The organism is Arthrobacter sp. SLBN-112, assembly GCF_006715225.1.
GTDB lineage: Bacteria > Actinomycetota > Actinomycetes > Actinomycetales > Micrococcaceae > Arthrobacter.
In genome coordinates, this window is the sequence record NZ_VFMU01000001.1 from 182,073 (window position 1) to 201,440 (window position 19,368).

18 protein-coding genes are annotated in these 19,368 nt (G+C 67.8%); 14 read left to right on the forward strand and 4 right to left on the reverse strand.

Going from position 1 to position 19,368, the window contains the following annotated elements; genetic code table 11:
* Nucleotides 1-188: 188 nt before the first annotated feature.
* The 6 genes from FBY33_RS00940 to FBY33_RS00965 all read left to right on the forward strand — a co-directional run bounded on the left by FBY33_RS00940 (nucleotide 189) and on the right by FBY33_RS00965 (nucleotide 6,401).
* A complete protein-coding gene (locus FBY33_RS00940) occupies nucleotides 189-1,337 on the forward strand; it encodes a zinc-dependent alcohol dehydrogenase (RefSeq protein ID WP_142028893.1) in 1,149 nt (382 codons plus the stop codon).
* 17 nt (nucleotides 1,338-1,354) lie between these two features.
* Entirely contained in the window at nucleotides 1,355-1,939 is a 585-nt protein-coding gene (locus FBY33_RS00945) for a hypothetical protein (RefSeq protein WP_142028894.1), read from the forward strand.
* A 181-nt stretch (nucleotides 1,940-2,120) separates the two neighbouring features.
* Entirely contained in the window at nucleotides 2,121-3,179 is a 1,059-nt protein-coding gene (locus FBY33_RS00950) for an iron ABC transporter substrate-binding protein (RefSeq protein ID WP_142028895.1), read from the forward strand.
* Between the two features lie 4 nt (nucleotides 3,180-3,183).
* Nucleotides 3,184-4,773 (forward strand): ABC transporter permease, encoded by a 1,590-nt coding sequence (locus FBY33_RS00955; RefSeq protein ID WP_200831288.1) that lies wholly within the window; start codon nucleotides 3,184-3,186, stop codon nucleotides 4,771-4,773.
* Nucleotides 4,770-5,927 (forward strand): ABC transporter ATP-binding protein, encoded by a 1,158-nt coding sequence (locus FBY33_RS00960; protein ID WP_200831289.1) that lies wholly within the window; start codon nucleotides 4,770-4,772, stop codon nucleotides 5,925-5,927. Before FBY33_RS00955 ends, FBY33_RS00960 begins: the two co-directional genes overlap by 4 nt.
* A gap of 198 nt (nucleotides 5,928-6,125) precedes the next feature.
* A complete protein-coding gene (locus FBY33_RS00965; RefSeq protein WP_142028896.1) occupies nucleotides 6,126-6,401 on the forward strand; it encodes a hypothetical protein in 276 nt (91 codons plus the stop codon).
* Nucleotides 6,402-6,417: 16 nt separating this feature from the next.
* Here FBY33_RS00965 and nhaA read toward each other — a convergent pair whose 3' ends face one another.
* Both nhaA and FBY33_RS00975 read right to left on the reverse strand, forming a co-directional pair.
* The gene (nhaA, locus tag FBY33_RS00970) at nucleotides 6,418-7,785 is read right to left on the reverse strand and encodes a Na+/H+ antiporter NhaA (RefSeq protein ID WP_142028897.1); all 1,368 of its coding nucleotides are present in this window, start codon (nucleotides 7,783-7,785) and stop codon (nucleotides 6,418-6,420) included.
* A gap of 86 nt (nucleotides 7,786-7,871) precedes the next feature.
* Complete coding sequence (locus FBY33_RS00975; protein ID WP_142028898.1) at nucleotides 7,872-8,552, reverse strand: PAS and ANTAR domain-containing protein; 681 nt, start codon at nucleotides 8,550-8,552, stop codon at nucleotides 7,872-7,874.
* 268 nt (nucleotides 8,553-8,820) lie between these two features.
* On the opposite strand from FBY33_RS00975, the gene FBY33_RS00980 reads away from it, so the two are divergent.
* From FBY33_RS00980 to FBY33_RS01015, 8 genes are all read left to right on the forward strand, one after another.
* Nucleotides 8,821-9,177, forward strand: a complete 357-nt coding sequence (locus FBY33_RS00980; RefSeq protein ID WP_142028899.1) for a heavy-metal-associated domain-containing protein — start codon at nucleotides 8,821-8,823, stop codon at nucleotides 9,175-9,177.
* Between the two features lie 84 nt (nucleotides 9,178-9,261).
* On the forward strand, nucleotides 9,262-11,424 hold the full coding sequence (locus FBY33_RS00985; protein ID WP_142028900.1) for a copper-translocating P-type ATPase: 2,163 nt from the start codon (nucleotides 9,262-9,264) through the stop codon (nucleotides 11,422-11,424).
* A 32-nt stretch (nucleotides 11,425-11,456) separates the two neighbouring features.
* Nucleotides 11,457-11,906, forward strand: coding sequence for a hypothetical protein (locus tag FBY33_RS00990; protein WP_142028901.1), 450 nt, complete (start codon nucleotides 11,457-11,459; stop codon nucleotides 11,904-11,906).
* A gap of 55 nt (nucleotides 11,907-11,961) precedes the next feature.
* Entirely contained in the window at nucleotides 11,962-12,612 is a 651-nt protein-coding gene (locus tag FBY33_RS00995) for a DUF305 domain-containing protein (protein WP_142028902.1), read from the forward strand.
* A 141-nt stretch (nucleotides 12,613-12,753) separates the two neighbouring features.
* Nucleotides 12,754-13,449 (forward strand): arsenate reductase/protein-tyrosine-phosphatase family protein, encoded by a 696-nt coding sequence (locus FBY33_RS01000; protein ID WP_142028903.1) that lies wholly within the window; start codon nucleotides 12,754-12,756, stop codon nucleotides 13,447-13,449.
* A 132-nt stretch (nucleotides 13,450-13,581) separates the two neighbouring features.
* Complete coding sequence (locus tag FBY33_RS01005; RefSeq protein WP_142028904.1) at nucleotides 13,582-14,712, forward strand: LCP family protein; 1,131 nt, start codon at nucleotides 13,582-13,584, stop codon at nucleotides 14,710-14,712.
* Between the two features lie 140 nt (nucleotides 14,713-14,852).
* Nucleotides 14,853-15,644: a histidine phosphatase family protein gene (locus tag FBY33_RS01010; RefSeq protein WP_142028905.1), complete on the forward strand. Its 792-nt coding sequence runs from the start codon at nucleotides 14,853-14,855 to the stop codon at nucleotides 15,642-15,644.
* Nucleotides 15,613-16,545, forward strand: coding sequence for an NAD(P)H-hydrate dehydratase (locus FBY33_RS01015; RefSeq protein WP_142028906.1), 933 nt, complete (start codon nucleotides 15,613-15,615; stop codon nucleotides 16,543-16,545). Before FBY33_RS01010 ends, FBY33_RS01015 begins: the two co-directional genes overlap by 32 nt.
* 160 nt (nucleotides 16,546-16,705) lie before the next feature.
* Here FBY33_RS01015 and FBY33_RS01020 read toward each other — a convergent pair whose 3' ends face one another.
* Complete coding sequence (locus FBY33_RS01020) at nucleotides 16,706-17,128, reverse strand: Hsp20/alpha crystallin family protein (protein ID WP_142028907.1); 423 nt, start codon at nucleotides 17,126-17,128, stop codon at nucleotides 16,706-16,708.
* A gap of 572 nt (nucleotides 17,129-17,700) precedes the next feature.
* Nucleotides 17,701-19,356, reverse strand: coding sequence for an FAD-dependent monooxygenase (locus tag FBY33_RS01030; RefSeq protein ID WP_142028908.1), 1,656 nt, complete (start codon nucleotides 19,354-19,356; stop codon nucleotides 17,701-17,703).
* Nucleotides 19,357-19,368 lie beyond the last annotated feature (12 nt).

The following is a 19,368-nucleotide window of genomic DNA, read 5'->3' on the forward strand; positions in this document are numbered from 1 at the left end:
CCCTTCACCCGCTACGCCTCTCCCTTAAGCCCCTACCCGCCGTCGTCCTCCCCAAGCGGAGCAGACACCCTTGACCTCATCCGCTCCGGATGGAAGCCTGTGAGGATCGCGGTGGGGCCTCAAGCAACGGGGTTCGGTTCCCGCCAGGGGACGCTCCCACTGCCCGCCAACCCACAGAGGCGGCACGAATGCGAGCAATGGTGTACCGCGGCCCGTACAAGATCCGGGTCGAAGAAAAAGACATTCCCAAAATTGAGCATCCCAATGACGCAATAATCCGGGTGACCACCGGCGCGATCTGCGGCTCGGACCTTCACCTCTACCACGGCATGATGCCGGACACCCGGGTGGGCACCACGTTTGGCCACGAGTTCGCGGGGGTGGTGCACCAGGTGGGCTCCTCGGTGCAGAACCTGATCCCCGGCGACCGCGTGATGGTTCCCTTCAACGTCTACTGCGGATCCTGCTGGTTCTGCGCCCGCGGCCTCTACTCCAACTGCCACAACGTCAACCCGAACGCGACGGCGGTGGGCGGCATCTACGGCTACTCCCACACCTGCGGAGGGTACGACGGCGGCCAGGCCGAGTTCGTCCGGGTTCCGTTCGCGGACGTTGGGCCCAGCAGGATTCCGGACTGGATGGATGAAGAGGACGCGGTGCTGCTCACCGATGCCCTGCCCACCGGCTATTTCGGCGCCCAGCTGGGCGACATCGTCGAAGGCGACACGGTGGTGGTGTTCGGCGCCGGCCCCGTGGGCCTCTTCGCCGCCAAGTCGGCCTGGCTGATGGGCGCGGGCCGGGTCATCGTGGTGGACCACCTGGACTACCGGCTGGAGAAGGCCCGCACCTTCGCGCACGCCGAAACGTTCAACTTTGCCGAGTACGACGACATCGTGGTGCACCTGAAGAAGCAGACCGACTACCTGGGTGCCGACGTGGTCATTGACGCGGTGGGGGCCGAGGCGGACGGGAACTTCCTGCAGCACGTAACCGCTTCCAAACTGAAGCTGCAGGGCGGCTCTCCGGTGGCGCTGAACTGGGCCATCGACTCGGTCCGCAAGGGCGGAACAGTGTCCGTGGTGGGTGCATACGGACCCATCTTCAGCGCAGTGAAATTCGGCGACGCCGTGAACAAGGGCCTGACGCTGCGCATGAACCAGTGCCCGGTGAAACGGCAGTGGCCGCGGCTGTTCGAGCACATCCGGAACGGGTACCTCAAGCCCAACGAGCTGGTCACGCACCGGATCCCGCTTGAGCACATCGCCGAGGGGTACCACATGTTCTCGGCCAAGCTGGACAACATCATCAAGCCCCTCATCATCTCCGCCACGGCCTGAAAGGGAGTGCAACACCAATGACTGAACCGGCAACCCCTTACCGGGCACGCAAGAACACCCCGCCGGAAAGCCGGGACGCCCTGCGCGCCCGCATTCCCGGATGGGGCGTGGACCTGGACCCGAAGGACCGCCCGTCGTTCCCACGCGAGCAGCCCGGCATAGAAACGGGTGCCCACTGGGAGTTCCCCGACCGGCAGCCTGAAACGCAGCCCCGCGAACTGTCCATCGAACACGCCATGCTGACGCCCGTCTTTGGCACCTCGGCTCCGCTGAAGGGGGCCTCCGGCGCCATCCGCAGGTATGCCTACCGCACCTACAGCGAAGGACGGGCGGCGCACTGGCTGCTGCTGATCGCCGCGGACCGGGTGGATGCGTGGGAAAACCACCTGAAGTCCCTGGCCACGCTGCGGCCGGACAACCCCGTCACCGAAACCGGCATCGGCATCGGCAGTGAATTCTCCGGCAACGGATTCAAATCCAGGGCGGGGAAGCGGGTGGACGTGAACCATTCCTGGATGGATCCGGCCATTGTTGCGGGGCTGTGGGTGCTGGCCGGCGTCGGCGCGGTGGCGGCGTTGCGGGCCCTGCGTGGACGCCGTTGAGGAGTTGGGGTAATTAGGTCACGCCATGTTTTCGTAATTGATGTGAACCTCATCACTTAAAGCGCTTTCCGGCTTGGAGCTTAGGTTTGCCTACCCTACAGTTTCCTGACATAGGCACTGTTTTCCGGTGCCCCAGGACTTAGGTTCAAGCAGACTTTTTTCCCCACCGAAAGCAGCCTCAATGAAGATCCGCAACAGCGCGCTGGCCGGCATCGCACTCGCCGCCACCGCAGCTCTTGGCCTGACCGCCTGCGGCGGCGGCACCCCTTCCGGCAACAGCTCCTCCGCCGCCGCCTCCAACGGCGGCGCCTCGGACGGGATCACGGTCTACAACGCCCAGCACGAGAGCCTCACCAAGGAATGGGTGGATGCCTTCACGGCGGAAACCGGCATCAAGGTGACCATGCGCCAGGGCTCGGACACGGAGCTGTCCAACCAGATCATCCAGGAAGGCCAGGCGTCCCCCGCCGACGTGTTCCTCACCGAAAACTCCCCCGCCATGACCCAGGTGGAGAACGCCGGCCTGTTCGCCGACGTCGACAAGGACACCCTGGCCCAGGTTCCGGCCGAGCTCGCGCCGTCCACCGGCAAGTGGACGGGCATCGCCGCCCGTTCCACCGTCCTGGTGTACAACAAGACCAAGCTCACCGAGGACCAGCTGCCCAAGTCCATGCTTGACCTGGCCAACCCCGAGTGGAAGGGCAAGTGGGCCGCCTCCCCCACCGGCGCTGACTTCCAGGCCATTGTCTCCGCACTGCTGGAACTGAAGGGCGAGGCCGCCACCGAGGAGTGGCTGAAGGGCATGAAGGAGAACTCCAAGGCCTACAAGGGCAACAGCACGGCCATGAAGGCCGTCAACGCCGGTGAAGTGGATGCGGCACTGATCTACCACTACTACTACTACGGCGACCAGGCCAAGACCGGCGAGAACTCCAGCAACGTCACCCCGTACTACTTCAAGAACCAGGACCCGGGCGCCTTCCTGTCCGTCTCCGGCGGCGGCGTGCTGAAGTCCTCCAAGAACGCGGCCGCAGCGCAGCAGTTCCTGAAGTTCATCACCGGCAAGAAGGGCCAGGAAGTCCTCAAGAACGGTACGTCCTTCGAGTACGCCATCGGCTCCGAGGTCCCGGCTAACGACAAGCTGGTTCCCATCAAGGACCTGCAGGCTCCCAAGGTTGACGCCGCCAAGCTCAACTCCGAAAAGGTCACCGATCTGATGACCCAGGCCGGACTCCTCTAATTTCGTGACCACCGATCTATCGGCTCCCGCCAGGCGGGGTACGACGACGGCGGGCAGGGGCAACAGCCCCCGCCCGCCTTTCGGCGTTTCCGCGGTGTCCGTCCTGGCGGTGCTGATCGCCCTCTTCTCCCTCGTCCCGCTGGGGTACGTGGCCTACATGACGGTGGCAACCGGGTGGGACACCGCCGTCGGCCTCATCCTGCGGCCCCGCGTGGGCGAACTGCTGCTGAACACCCTGCTCCTGATGGCAGCCACCATCCCGCTGTGCCTGCTGCTTGGCGTGGCGGGGGCGTGGCTGGTGGAGCGGACCAAACTGCGCGGCCACCGGGTCTGGGCCGTGCTGCTGGCCGCTCCGCTGGCCGTCCCGGCGTTCGTGAACAGCTACGCGTGGGTTACCGCTGTCCCGTCACTTGGCGGCCTGGGCTCGGGCATCCTGATCTCCACCCTGTCCTATTTCCCACTGGTGTACATCCCCGCGGCCGCCACCCTGAGCCGGCTGGATCCGGCCATTGAGCAGTCCGCAGCGGCCCTGGGACTCGGCGCCTGGCGGACCTTCTTCCGCGTGGTGCTCCCCCAGCTCCGGATCGCCATGACCGGCGGGGCCCTGCTGGTGGGCCTGCACCTGCTGGCCGAATACGGTGCGTTCGCCATGATCCGGTTCGATACCTTCACCACCGCGATCATGACCCAGTACCAGTCCACGTTCAACGGCGCAGCCGGAAACATGCTGGCCAGCGTCCTGGTGCTCTTCTGCCTGCTCCTGCTGCTGGCCGAGGTCCGCAGCCGCGGCACCGCCCGCTACGCCCGCATCGGTTCCGGTGTGCAGGGCAAGGCCCTGCGGCTCCCGCTGCACGCCTACCAGTGGCCCGCGCAGCTTTTCCTGCTGGCACTGACCGCCCTGGCGTTCGGCCTCCCGCTGTTCTACGTCATCCGTTGGATCCTGGCCGGCGGGGCGGACATCTGGACTGCGTCCGAGTTCCTGCCGGCCCTCCTCACCACCTTCAGCTACGGGCTTGCCGGCGCCGCAGCCACCACCGTGGTGGCCTTCCCCATGGCTTACCTCGCCGTCCGGCACCCCGGCTGGTTCAGCAAGTCGCTGGAGCTGTCCAACTACGTCACCAGCTCCATGCCGGGCATCGTGGTGGCCCTGGCGTTCGTCACCGTGAGCATCCGCCTGGTGCCCGGGGTGTACCAGACCGCGGGGCTGCTGGTGGCCGCGTATGTGCTCCTGTTCATCCCGCGGGCCCTGGTGAACCTCCGGGCCGGGCTGGCGCAGGCCCCCAAGGAACTCGACGAGGCAGCCCAGGCACTGGGCAAGCCGCCGCTGCTGGCCTTCATCCGCGTTACCCTGCGGCTCACAGCGCCGGCCGCCGCGGGCGGGGCAGCCCTGGTGTTCCTTGCCATCGCCAACGAACTCACCGCCACGTTGCTGCTGTCCCCCAACGGCACCAGGACCCTGGCCACCGAGTTCTGGAGCAAGAGCAGTGAAATCGACTATGCGGGCGCCGCGCCCTACGCCCTGCTGATGATCCTGCTTTCGGCCCCCATGACCTACCTCCTCTTCCAACAGTCCAAGAAAGTAGCCGGACAGTGACAGCACCATCAACCCGCAGGCTGCCCGGGCCGCGGGTGGCACCCTCCGTGGCCGCAACCACCAACAGCCACCTGCAGATAACGGACGTCACCAAGAACTTCGGGCCGCAGGCGGTCCTGAAGGGCGTCAACCTGTCCGTGGCCAAGGGCGGAACCACCGCCATCGTGGGCCCGTCCGGCTCCGGCAAGACCACCCTCCTGCGCCTGATCGCCGGGTTTGAACACCCGGATACCGGGAGCATCTCCCTGAACGGAACCCTCGTGGCCGGTGAGGGTGCCTGGCTTCCCGCGCACAAGCGGCACATCGGCTACGTGGCCCAGGACGGCGCCCTGTTCCCGCACCTCACGGTGGGCCAGAACGTTGCCTTTGGCCTTGATGCCGCCAAGCTCGAGGGCGGCCGCCGCGCCGTTGCCGCCCGTGTGGCCGAACTCCTGGAGATGGTTTCCCTGGATGCCGCCATGGCCAAGCGCCGGCCCCACCAGCTCTCCGGCGGCCAGCAGCAGCGGGTGGCCCTGGCACGGGCGCTGGCACGCGAACCGGAGCTGATGCTCCTGGACGAGCCCTTCTCCGCCCTGGACGCCGGGCTCCGCGTTGCCACCCGCCGTGCAGTGGCCAAGGTCCTGGCCGAGGCCGGCGTCACCACCATCCTGGTCACGCACGATCAGGCCGAGGCCCTCTCCTTCGCCGACCAGGTGGCCGTCATGCGCGGCGGAAAGCTGGCCCAGATCGGCAACCCCTTTGTGGTGTACACCCGCCCCGCGGACCGGGCCACCGCCGAGTTCCTGGGCGACGCCGTCATCCTGGACGCCTGGCTGGAAGGGTCCCTGGCCACCTGCTCCCTGGGCGGCATCCCCGTGCGCAGGCCGCCGGCGCAGGGTCGCGTGCAGCTGATGCTGCGGCCGGAACAGATCCGCATCGCCGAGGACGGCCCCATCCGCGGCGTGGTGGTGGATACCGACTACTTCGGCCCCGAAACCACGGTGCGGCTGAAGCTGAACGTCCCCCAGGAAGTGGCAGAACACGCCGACCACCGGTACCCCGGCGGCGGCGAAGTGATCACCATCCGGCACTGGAACGCCTCGATCGCCCGGCCCGGCATGGAGCTGTGCCTGCGGGTTGTGGGCGAAGCCGTCGCGTTCCCCATGGAGGACTAACTTCCGGCCTGCCGCGCCCGGCGACGCATCAGAAGCTTGTCCGCACATCCGAACCTAGAGGGCACGGATGGACGAACAGGCTTCTGATCGATGCACCCGCCACTGCCGACACAGAAAAAACACGGGGCGGAAACACTCCGGCAACCTCTTCAGGGCAAGCTGTGCTTACGGGGATACAACAGCAGGAGGCAGCCCATTATGGAGGCACAAGGAGTACGTACGGCCCAGCTCCGCATCGGGGACCAGATCGAGGCGTGGCACAGGGGCAGGCTCTTCCACCGGGGCCGGGTGACCGACGTCGTCCCGCACCTCGAACTCTTCTGGATCCTGGACGCCCGGACCGGCACCCGCAAGCTGCTGGACCCCGAGGCCCTGGAGATCCGCCACGTGGAGCCCCCGGCCGTCCCGGGTGCCCCGGTTAAGGCGGCGACCCAAATGCCGGAGACCCAGGCCAAACCCCTCGCTACTGCTTAGCGCCGGCAGCTTCGAGTCAGGCGCGTTCCTGGTAGACGTCCGGAACGCCGTCGCGGTCCGAGTCCACCTGCTCCAACTCTTCGGCGACGCGGTACTGCCGGTTCCGCGTCCGCAGCACCGCCGTGGCCAGCAGCGCGGCGATCAGCGAGGCAGCCAGGATGCCCACCTTCGCGTGGTCGTCATGCAGGCTGCCGTGGCCAAAGCTGAGCTCTGCCACCAGCAGGGAGACGGTAAACCCGATCCCTGCCAGCAGCGCAACGCCAAACACATCGATCCATTTGAAGGAGCTGTCCAGGCTGGCCCTGGTCGCTTTGGTCAGGATCCACGTGGTGCCCAAAATGCCGATCGGCTTACCCAGGACCAGGCCCAGGATGATGCCCAGTGCCACCGGATCCGACAGGGCTGAGCCCAGGCCTTCCCACCCGCCAACGGCCACGCCGGCGGAGAAGAACGCGAAGATGGGAACGGCCACGCCGGCGGAGATCGGGCGGAACCGGTGCTCGAAAATCTCGGCCAGCCCGGGACCGGCCTCGGGTCCGCCGGACGCCTGCGAACGGATCACGGGAATGGCGAACCCAAGCAGCACGCCGGCCACGGTGGCGTGGATGCCGGACGCGTGCACCAGCGCCCACGTCAGGGCACCAAGCGGCAACAGGATCAGCCATGCGGCGGCAACGTGGCGGCCGAAGAAGCGGCGGTACTTCTGCGCCAGGAAGGCATAGAGGGCCAGCGGGATGAGCGCCAGGAGCAGCGGTGCGGCCTGGATGTCGCTTGAGTAGAAGAACGCGATGATGCTGATGGCAATCAGGTCATCCACCACGGCCAGCGTCAGCAGGAAGATCCGCAGCGCGCTGGGCAAGTGTGAGCCGATGATGGCCAGCACAGCCACGGCAAAAGCAATGTCCGTGGCCGTCGGAATGGCCCAGCCGCGGAGTGTTTCCGGGCTGGCGAGGTTGACGACGGCGTAAATCACCGCCGGGACCACCACGCCGCCCACGGCGGCGGCCACGGGCACAATGGACTTGCTGATCTGCCGCAGGTCGCCGGCCACGAATTCGCGTTTGAGTTCAAGGCCCACCAGGAAGAAGAAGATGGCCAGCAGGCCGTCCGCCGCCCATGCGCCCAGGCTCAGTTCCAGGTGCCACGGTTCGTAGCCCACCTTAAAATCACGAAGGGCAAAGTAGCTGTCCGACGCTGGGGAGTTGGCCCAGATGAGGGCGATCACGGCAGCTGCGACCAGGAGTGCACCACCTACGGTCTCCTTGCGGAGGATCTCCCCGATCCGCAGTGCTTCGGCATAGCTGCCGCGTGAAAAGACAGTGGAGCCGAAAAATGTGTTCCGGCTGGGCGTGGGCGGTGTTGGCGGAGGCGTGGTGGAGTCCATGATGGTGTCCTTAAATCCGGGTTCGGCAAATCCATGCCGACCAGACTTCCCGGCGCACCTGCACCCATCTTACCGGGAAGGGGCCGCTACCCGGCGCGGCGGCCTCCGGTGTGGTCCGCCCGTCCGGTCAGTGAGATGGCCCGCACGGCCCGGTCAAGATAGATCCGCGCTTCAGGAGAATTGGCCAGCTGCACCAGCTCCGCCGCCACCACCACCAGCTTGACGTTGCGGTGGCTGCTGGTGCTCACCAGCATCTGGAAGGCATCGTCGGAGCCGAGCTTCAGCTGGCCCATCAGGATGCCCCTGGCCTGGTCGATCACAGTGCGGGTTGCGGTGGCACCCTCCACTGCTTCCCGCGCCGTCTGTTCAGTTTCGCGCTGCAGCGTCCGGCTGAGGTCCACGGTGACGCCTTCGAACGCCTCCACCGATCCATCCACGCCCAGGACTGCCTCGCCTGACGTCAGCACACGCCGGGTCCTGCCGCGGGCATCAACAATCCGGTGGTACATGCAGAAGAACCCGCCGGTCATCGAAACCTGTGCCAGGATCTCTTCGCACCGCTCCCTGTCATTGGGGTGCTTGTGGGCGAAGATCAGTTCCATGCTGGGGACAACCTCGCCGCGCTGGTAGCCATGCAGCCGGAACATTCCGTCCGACCAGTGGAACGTTGGGCCTGCAGCCCCCATCTTCACCCTGAAAATGCCGGCGTCGCTTTCGCTGTCCCCCAGTGCACTCGAATACGTATAAAGGTCGCTGAGCTCCGTCACAGGTTAACCTCCCGCGCAACGGCCAGCCCCCAGCGGGCGGGCTCTCCTCATTAATCCAAGTATGGGCTTCCCTGGCAACGGAAGGTAGTGCGATAGGTCCTATGGCACTGGGCGGCAAAGTAGGCTAGCAGCCCCTTGACTCAGATACCCCTAGGGGGTATGTTGGCAGTGTTGTCAGTGAAGTGGTATGTCCCGGTTGGTGCCTGCACCCGCCTTCACAGCCGTTCAACCCCAGCGACCCTTGATTCCTCAACGGATTGGAACTGACATGAACACCGGGAACCGCCCCCAGCTCCCCCTGGCTTCCTCCGGCTGCAGCTGCTGCACCCCTGCCGGCACCGCGGAGCAACCCACCAGCCAGCCTGCGCGTGCCGCACACCAGCCCTCTTCCGCCGTCGGAAATTCCGACGGCGGCGCCTCCTTCCAGCGTGACTTCAGGGTGGAGGGCATGACCTGCGGGCACTGCGTCCGGTCGGTGGAAACGGCAGTGTCCGCGGTTGCGGGCGTGGCGTCGGCGTCCGTTGACCTGGTCCCCGGCGGCCGGTCCCGGCTGACCGTGAAGGGTTCGGCGTCCGATGCCGACGTTCGCCAGGCCGTGGCCGCCGCAGGCTACTCCCTGGCATAAGGCGGGCCGCGCCCCTGCGCGGCCCCCAACAACTTCCGCAGGCCCGGGTATCACCGGGCAGCGACCGCCTCCAAGGAGGAACCAATGCACGACCACCACGATACAGACCATCAGGGCGGCCCGCTCGACCACGACCAGCCACCCAGCGGGACCCTGACCGAGCCCCCGGGGCATGGTGCCGGCCATCCGGGACCCGCCGGACACACGGAACACGCCGGACACGGCCAGCATGACGACGACCATACCGTCCACACGCACGGCCAGCATGCAGGGCACAGCACCGCCATGTTCAAGAACCGGTTCTGGCTAACGCTGGCCCTCGCCGTCCCGGTGGTCTACTTCAGCCCCATGATGGCGCATCTCCTGGGTTACATGCCGCCGGAATTTCCCGGCTCCGCCTGGATTCCGCCGGTCCTGGGCACAGTGATCTTCTTCTACGGCGGCCAGCCTTTCCTCAAGGGCGGCCTGCAGGAGCTGAAGGACCGCACCCCGGGCATGATGCTGCTGATCGGCATGGCCATTTCGGTGGCATTCGCCGCATCCTGGGTCACCAGCCTGGGAATCGGCGGCTTCGACCTGGACTTCTGGTGGGAGCTGGCGCTGCTGGTGGCCATCATGCTGCTGGGCCACTGGATCGAGATGCGCGCCCTGGGGTCCGCGCAGGGGGCCCTTGATGCCCTCGCCGCGCTGCTGCCTGACGAAGCGGAGCGCATCACGGACACTGGCACGGAAACCGTTCCCGTTTCCGAACTCCAGCCTGACGACCTGGTCCTGGTGCGCTCCGGCGCCCGGATGCCGGCCGACGGAACAGTGGTGGAAGGGCAGGCCGAGGTCGACGAATCCATGATCACCGGCGAATCCAAGACCGTGCCCCGCGGTCCCGGAGACGCCGTGGTGGCGGGAACCGTGGCCACCGACACCAGCGTCCGCGTCCGGGTCACCGCCGTGGGCGACGACACCGCCCTGGCAGGCATCCAGCGGCTGGTGGCCGAGGCACAGCAGTCCTCCTCGCGCGCTCAGGCCCTGGCTGACCGTGCCGCAGCCTTCCTGTTCTACTTTGCCGCCGGCGCGGGTGTCCTGACGTTCATCGCCTGGACCCTGCTGGGCAGCATCCCGGAGGCCGTCACCCGCACCGTCACCGTCCTGGTCATCGCCTGCCCCCACGCCCTGGGCCTGGCCATCCCGCTGGTGATCGCCATCTCCACCGAGCAGGCAGCCCGCGCCGGGGTGCTGATCAAGAACCGGATGGCGCTGGAACGGATGCGCACCATCGACGTTGTCCTCTTCGACAAGACCGGCACGCTCACCACGGGCGCACCGCAGCTGAAGGACGTGGCCGCAGCCGAGGGCGTGGACGCCGATGAGCTGCTGGCCCTGGCCGCCGCCGTCGAGTCGGACAGCGAGCATCCCGTGGCGCGGGCGATCGTCCGCGCGGCCCGCGAACGCAACCTCACCCTTCCGGTTGCCACCGGGTCCACCTCCCTGACCGGCCGCGGCGTCAAAGCCAGCGTGGACGGCCGTACGGTGCACGTGGGCGGGCCCGCGCTCCTGCGCGAGCTGGGCGCCGTCGAACCTTCCGCCCTGGCGCAGTCCACCCGGGCGTGGATGGACCGCGGCGCTGCCGTCCTGCATGTCATTGACGACGACGGCCGCGTGCTGGGCGCCGTCAGCCTGGAGGACGCGGTGCGTGCGGAGTCGCGCCAGGCCGTGGCAGCGCTGCAGAACCGCGGCGTCAAGGTGGGCATGATCACCGGCGACGCCCGGCAGGTGGCCCAAGCCGTGGCCGAGGACCTGAACATCGACGAGGTGTTCGCCGAAGTCCTGCCCGCGGACAAGGACAAGAAGGTGGCCGAGCTGCAGGCCCGCGGGCTGAAGGTGGCCATGGTGGGCGACGGCGTCAACGACTCACCGGCGCTGGCCCGCGCAGAGGTGGGCATCGCGATCGGCGCCGGCACGGACGTGGCCATGGAATCCGCCGGGGTGGTGCTGGCCGGAAACGATCCGCGCGCCGTGCTGTCCATGGTGGACCTGTCCCGCGCCAGCTACCGCAAGATGTGGCAGAACCTGGTGTGGGCCACCGGCTACAACATCCTGTCCGTGCCACTGGCCGCGGGTGTCCTGGCGTTCGCCGGGGTGGTGCTGTCCCCCGCGGCCGGAGCGGTGCTGATGTCGGTGTCCACGATCGTGGTGGCGCTGAACGCCCAGCTGCTGCGGCGCCTGAAACTGAACCCGTCCGAGGTACGTTGAAGACTGCAGACCGACTGGAAGGAGGCAACGTCATGACCACCCGCACCATGGCGTCCCTCCTGCGCCGGGCGTGGCTGCTCGCGGGCACCCTGGCCGTCATCGCCGGGCTGCTGGGCATGCATGTGCTGACCGCCGGACACGCCTCGCACGGCGCTGCCTCCCACGCGGCACCCGCCGGAACCACTGTCGTCGCAGATTCCGCTGTTGGCGGCCACGCTTCCCATGCCGGCCATCCTGCCGCCGCTGCCACCACCGACGCGGCCGCCCTTGCGCCGGACACCTGCGGCGGCTCCTGCCCGCGGGCCAGGGAGTCCGCGGCGCCCTGCGTCCCAACGGCGCCGGGCAGCCCCGTGACCGTTGTCCCGCCGCAGGCAACCCTTGCCGTCCTGCCGCTGCGGCCCGCGGCCGGCAACCCGGGCCCTGCCTACGCTTACCTGCCGCCCAGCGCCACACCCTGCGACCTGTCCATCAGCCGGACGTAAACCGGACTGCGCCAAACAACGCGGCCCAGTTCCATTACCTCCCTGAAGGACAACCATGAACACCACTATCAAGACCCTGTCCATTGCCGCTGCCCTGGCCGCCTCCCTCGGCCTCGCCGGATGCGCCGCCGATTCCGGCTCCGGCAACAGCATGCCCATGGACCACGGCAGCTCCAACCCAATGGCCAGCGCCAACCCCATGTCCAGCACCATGCCAAGCGCCGGGATGATGCCCAGTGCCAGTGCCGACCATAACCAGGCGGACATCATGTTTGCCCAGATGATGATCCCGCACCACGCTCAGGCGGTGGAGATGAGCGGCATCATCCTGGCCAAAGCCGGTATGCCTGCAGAGGTCACCGAACTGGCCACCAGGATCAAGGCGGCACAGGCACCCGAGATCGAGCAGATGACCGGCTGGCTCAAGGGCTGGAATGTGCCCACCATGATGAGCGACCACTCCGGACACGGCATGTCCGGCATGGTGGACGACGCCGGCATCGACAAGCTGAAGTCCGCCACCGGCACCGAGGCCGCCCGGCTGTTCCTCGAGCAGATGATCGGCCACCATGAGGGCGCCATCGACATGGCACAGCAGGAGATCAGCGCCGGCAAATTCCCCGACGCCGTGAAACTGGGCCACGACATCGTGGACGCGCAGCAGGCGGAAATCACGCAGATGAAGCAGTTGCTGACCACGCTCTAACCCGCGCGCCTGCTGGCCCGAGCATCCACACGGCGCGGCGGCGGCACCCAGCCCGGGAGGCCGCCGCCGCGCCGTTGCATGTTAAGTTGAAAGGCACGGGTCCGAACGGATCCGTCACCAGCTGGGAAAAGAGAAATCTCCTTGGACACTTCCGCACCAGTACGAATCCTCACCGTCTGCACCGGCAACATCTGCCGCTCCCCCGTGGCTGAACGGCTGCTGCAGGCAGGACTCGACCAGGCGGTGCCAGATGGTTTCCACGTGTCCAGTGCGGGCACCCGTGCCCTGGTGGGCGAACCCATGCAGCCCATTTCCGCGGACATCGTGCGGACCTTCGGCGGCGACCCCGAAGGGTTCGCCGCACGGCAGCTCACATCCAAAATCCTGCGCGGGGTGGACCTGGTGCTCACCATGACGTCCGGGCACCGCGGCGAGGTCCTGCAGCTGGATGCCTCCCTGCTCAAGCGGACCTTCACCATCAGGGAGTTTGCCCGGATGCTGGAGGTCCTGGCCCAGCGCGCCGCCGCCGCAGACGGCGCCCAGCCCGCCGCCGTCGTACCCTCCCCGGGCGCCCTGCCCGTCAGCAACGGGTCCGACGACGACACCCGGCTGGCTGCCAACGCCGCCTTGTGGCGCGCCCTGCCGGCCCGGGCCGCCGGGGTGCGGCACCTTTCGCTCCCCGCCGACTCCGCGGACAACGACATTGTGGACCCATACCGCCGCGCCCCGGAGGTGTACCGCGAGATGGAGGACCAGCTGGCACCGGCGATTGTGTCCATCCTGCGCCATGCCCGGCTCAACGCCCCGGTTCGCGGGACCGTGCCACAGTCCCGGTAGCGGAACGGCGATACCGCAGCCCGGCGTCGCCTGGAACACATCTTCCCAGGTGACAGTTTGGATAACCCTGTAGCCAACCAGGGCCTGGCCGACGCACACTGATCCCACCAAACACAATGAGGTGGAGGCGTCATGAGCATCCCAGGCGGTTCTGATCCATCCGGGCCCGGCAGCTCCGGGAACTCCGATTCGCACCGGCCGGCCTGGCTTGCGGCCTTGGGCCGGCGCCGCTGGATCGCCGCGCTGGTGGTACTGGCACTTGTGGTGGCCGCCGGAGTGGCGGTCTTCAGCCTGAGCCGCGGGAGCAAAGAGGCGCAGCCTGCGGCCACCCAAACCCAGTCGCCCAGCCCGACACCGACGCCCACACCCACGCCGACTCCCTCTGAAACACCCCCGCCGGCTCCCGCTCCCCCACCGCCGCCTCCCCCGATTCCGGACCTGCCTGCCACCCCGATGAACATCCTCGTCATCGGCAGCGACACCCGTGATGTTCCCGCACGAGAGGCCGCCGCCCATACGGCGGCCACCGGTGAGCCCACGGACCAGCGGGCGGACACTCTGATGGTGGTCCACGTCCCTGCCGACCGCCGGAACCTGTACCTCATCTCCATCAACCGCGACAACTGGGTGGACATCCCCGGCGTCGGCGGCGCCAAGATCAACTCCGCACTGCAGTACGGCGGGATCGACCTGCAAACCGCCACGGTGCAGCAGTTGCTGGGAATTACCATCGACCACACCCTGATGCTCGACTTCGGCGGCTTCAAGATCCTGGTGGACAATCTCGGCGGCATCGACGTCAACGTGCCGATAGCCTTCCAGTCGACCATTGAAACCCAGCACGTCTTCGCCCAGGGCATGAACCACCTGGACGGACAAGCCGCCCTGGAATTTTCCCGCGAGCGCCATGCGTTCTCCGACGGCGATTTCCAGCGGGTCCGCGACCAGCAGATCATGCTCCGCGCCATCCTTGCCCGCCTCACAGCCGGCGGTGCCCTGAACGACGTCAACGCGGTGCGGTCGCTGGTCGATTTGGCTTCATGCTGCCTGACCGTGGACAGGGCCTTTGATCCCGTCCAGGCAGCGGTCCTGGCCTACAGCCTGCGCAACCTGGACGTGAACGCGGTTGGCAGCATGACGCTCCCGACGGCGGGCTCCGGCTTTATCGCCGGCCAATCCGTGCTGTTTCCCGATTACGGCGGCATCGCAGCTGTGGGCGCGGCACTTCGGGAGGGCCGGATCGGGGATCTCGCGAAGCCATAGGTCCTGACGGAGCTGTAGTGGGTCTTCGCCGGGGCGCCTTCGGCCGTCGTCCGTTATCTTCCGGGGCCCCGTGGGTACGCCGTTGGTAGTGTTCCTGCATTCGGCACGGCATATCGGCACGGAGAGGACGGAGTGATTTTTTGAAGGACAGTACTTCGAACGACGACGGCCTGACGGAGGCGGTCCAGGAGGCCGGGGCGGTGGAACTGCTGCTGATCCGCCATGGTGAGAGCGAAGGCAACGTTGCGGCCACCGAAGCGCGTGAGGCCGGGGTGGAAGTCATCGAGGTTCCCGCCCGGGATGCGGACGTGGACTTGTCCGCCACCGGAAGGGACCAGGCCGAGGCGCTCGGTATTGCGTTGGCCCGGATCGCTGGGGAGTTCCGCCCTGACGCCGTGGTGTCCTCCCCCTATGCGCGTGCCCGTCAGACGGCTGAGATTGCGGTGGAAACAGCCGGCTGGCCGCTTCAGGTCCGCACGGATGAGCGGCTCCGCGACCGCGAACTCGGCATCCTGGACCGGCTCACCCGATTGGGCGTGGAGAACCGCTACCCTGAGGAATCAGAGCGACGGGACTGGCTGGGCAAGCTGTACTACCGGCCGCCCGGTGGGGAATCCTGGGCGGATGTGGCTTTGCGGCTGCGGTCCGTCCTGGCCGAACTGAACGGCCTGGGCACGGGCCACCGGGTGATGCTGGTGTGCCACGACGCCGTGATCATGCTGTTCCGGTATGTGCTGGAAGGGCTCAGCGAGAAGGAACTGCTTGACCTGGCAGCCACGGAGGCCATCCTCAACGCCTCGGTGACCCGGTTCGTCCGCCCGTCCGGCGTTGGGCCGTGGACGCTGGGGAGCTTCAATGTGGCCGACCACTTGGCGGAGCAGGGCGTCACCGTCACCGAGCATGCGGGAGACACCAGTGTCCGGCCGCGGTGAGTCCTCCGGCCCCACGCTGGTCACGCCGTCGCTCCTCCGGGAGTGGCCGCTGCCGGCGCCGGGGGCGGACAAGTATTCGCGCGGATCGGTGCTGGTGGTGGGTGGTGCCCGGGCCACTCCCGGCGCCGCCCTGCTGGCCGGCACCGCAGCCCTGCGCGCGGGCGCCGGAAAACTGACCCTGGCTGTTGCCGAGTCCGTGGCGGTGCAGCTGGGGGTGGCAATACCCGAATGTGGTGCGATTGGCCTGGCGGAGACTGAACAAGGATCGGTCAAGGCTGAGCTGGAGCGCATCTCCTCCTACCTGGACCGGGCCGACGCCCTGCTGGTGGGACCCGGCCTCGATGACCAGGACCTTGCCGGTGAGCTGCTGGAGGCGCTCCTCAAGCGCGAGCATAAGGGTGACGCGGGCAGCAAAGGAGGCGCCGCCGTCGTCCTCGATGCCTACGCGCTTGGCGCGCTGGTGTCCTTGGAGGACCAGCTGGACCCGTGGCGCGGCCGGCTCATCCTCACGCCCAATCCCACGGAAGCCGGGATCCTGCTGGGACGGGACGTGGATGACCTTGAAAAGGACCTCGCCGAAATCTCCGCCCGGTTCGACGCCGTGGTCAGCTGCCAGGGTTTGATCACTCAGCCCCCGGGCCCGCAGCCGGACGAAGCGGAACTGTACAAAATCACCACGGGGTACGGCGGGCTGGGCACCTCCGGCAGCGGGGACGTGCTGGCGGGCGCCATCGCCGGGCTGCGTGCCCGGGGAACCAGCAGTGCCCAGGCAGCCTGCTGGGGGACGCACCTGCACGCAGCCGCGGCAGACCGGCTGGCCAGCAGGCTGGGGCCGCTGGGGTTCCTGGCCCGTGAACTTGCCGACGAGCTGCCGGCGCTGATGCTGGAACTGGGCACCTGACCCACACATGCGGGTGGCCCCCGGCCGAAGCCGGGGGCCACCGTGTCGGGAGGTCAGGGTCCGAGCTGCCGGTGCGCTGTCTGGCGCTGTGGCGTGCACAGAATGGCGATTCGCCCCAAAAAGGCAGTCAACAGAGTGGCCACCTCCCGGCCTGTCAGGCCTAGGCAGCGATCTCCTGCTTTGCCCCCTTCGTTTCAATCTCGATCTTGCGTGGCTTGGCCTTTTCGGCCACCGGGATCCGCAGCGTCAGGACGCCGGCCTCGTAGCTGGCCTTGACGTTCTCCGTGTCCAGTGTGTCTCCAAGGATCAGCTGGCGGCTGAAGACGCCGCGTGGCCGCTCAGCGGCAATCAGCTCGGTGTCCTTGCCCGCGGGATCGGGACGCTCCGCCCGCACCGTCAGGACGTTCCGTTCAACATCCAGGTCCACCGAGTCCGCCGGGACACCTGGCAAATCGAAGGCCACGACGAATTCCTGGTCCTCGCGCCATGCATCCATTGGCATCGCCGCCGGGCGTGCAGTGGTTCCGAGGACTTGCTGGGTAAGCCTGTCCAGCTCGCGGAACGGATCGGTTCGCATCAACATGGCTGCCCTCCTCGTAAGAGACGGTCCAACATCCACGTCAGCCGATCTATATTGGCTGACATAGATTTTTTAGCACTGGCGAAGTAGGTCTGCAAGGGGTTCAAACGGGAATTTTTGAATTTTTTTGAGCCCTCCCGGCCCCTAATCTTGGCGTTGGCCGGGACGCACGGAAGGGGCCTCCCCGCGGCTGATGCCGCGTGGAGGCCCCTACCGGAGTGCTTCCTGGCTTCCCGGTTCAGTCCCTGGTGGGGTCCGGGCGAAGCGGTGCGGGCCCCGGATCCGGGACCGGCAATGGACCCGGGGGCGCCGGCGCCGGGAACGGGTTGGGAGACGGCGGGCCGGGCGGACGCGGCTGGGTGGGATCCGGCGACGTGGGCTCGGGACCGGGTTCGGGCGGAAACGGCTCGGGTTCGTGCACTGGCGGGATGGTCATGGAACTTCCCTTCTCACGTGGGCGGATGTGCCTTGAACTGAACAGAATACGCCTGCGGCCTTCCGGCAACTACCCTTCCCGTTGCTCCATCACCTACGGTCCCTAAGCGCCGGTCTTGGGAGCAACAAGTGATGGAGCATCACGACGGCGGGAGGGCGGCACCGACCAGCCGCAGCCAGGCCCGGAGCTGGGCCGGGTCCGGCTCCCCGCAGCGGAAGCCGACGTACCCGTCAGGGCGGACCGCGACGATGCCGCGGCCGGGGTGGCTGTCGAGGCGGTGGACGTGCAGCAGGGAACCCCTTCCGGCAACCACGCGCAGGGTGCGGTCTTCACCGTCTTCACCCAAGGCGCCGGGGCCGGCGTCGCGCTCCAGCAACAGGTGGATGCCGGGTGCCGCGGTCAGTTCGTGAAGGCGGGCCGGCCGCCCGTTGACTCTAACCGCAGCGTCCGGCAGCCGCTCCCCGGGCCTCGGCCACCCGCCGGCGCGGGGCGTGCCATCACGGGAAATGGCACTGGTCCGGTAACGCACGAATGGCTGGGCCAGCAGCCTGATTCCCCGGGAGGCGAGCCACTGCCGGCGGAGCAGCAGCGGCAGGACGGGAGCGAACGCGGGCAGGAGACTGCGGGCGAGGCGGGCCACCGGATGCGGCGAGGCTTCGCCGAAGAAGATGACATGCGTCAGGGCCAGCACCTGCCGGGCGGCCAGCCGCCGCTCCTGCCCGTAGGTTTCCAGCAGCTCCGGCAGCGGCCTTCCTGCCGTCGAGGCGAAGCCGAGCTTCCAGCCCAGATTCAGGCCATCCAGGATGCCGTTGTTCATGCCCTGCCCGCCGGCCGGGGAATGGGCATGGGCGGCATCGCCGGCAAGGAAGAGGGGATTGCTTCCGAACGTACTGGCCAGGCGGTGTTGCAGCGGGACCTGGGCCGACCAGCGCACGTCCCGCACAGCAGCGCCCAGCCCCGACTCCCGAAGCAGGCGGGCGACCTCCTGGGGCGGAACGGGCGGACCCAGCTGGCCGTAGCGCGCGGTGGGTTGCGGCAGCGCCGGTCGGGTGGCAAGCATGCGCCAGGTGGCCCCCTCACCCAGCGCGAAAAGGAAGGCCAGTCCCCCGTTCCCCACTGCCACGTGCAGCAGCCCGGGATCCAGGCGGCCGTCCAGTTCCACATCCGCCAGGACCGCTTCCACCCGGTACGGGCCGCCGCGCCACTGGGCTCCAGTGAAACTGCGGACGGTGCTGGACTGCCCGTCGCAGCCGGCCAGGAACCGGGAGCTGTGGTGCCCGGAATCGCGGTGGGAATCATTGCCGCCCGCCCCGGAATGCTCCGCGTGCACCATTCCAGCGCCGGAGGGCAAGCCCTCCGGCAGGCTGCGCTCCCGTCGAAGCCCGCGGAACTCCACGCCCCAGTCCACCGGCACGCCCCGGGCCTGCAGCGCCTGCCAGAGTACGTCCTCGACGTCGGCCTGCCGTACCAAAGTCAGGTGCGGAAAGGCGGTATCAGGGAGGTTTGCATGGCCCATGCGCGCTTCCACCACGCGGCGGCCCAGGTGGATGCGTGCTTCGGGCGTGGTGTCGGCACGGTTCAGCAACTCGTCGGTCACGCCCAGAGGGCGGAGTCCCTCCAGGGCCCGGGCATGCAGCATCATGGCCCGGGAAGGACGGGCCCGGTGTTCGCGCCGGTCCACCACCCGGACTGTGGCCCCATGTGCGTGGGCCTGGAGTGCTGTGGCGAGCCCGGCGGGACCGGCGCCCACCACCAAAACGTCAGTGTCCGCCGTCGTGCCTTGCCTGCCTGGCATTCCCGCCCGGCC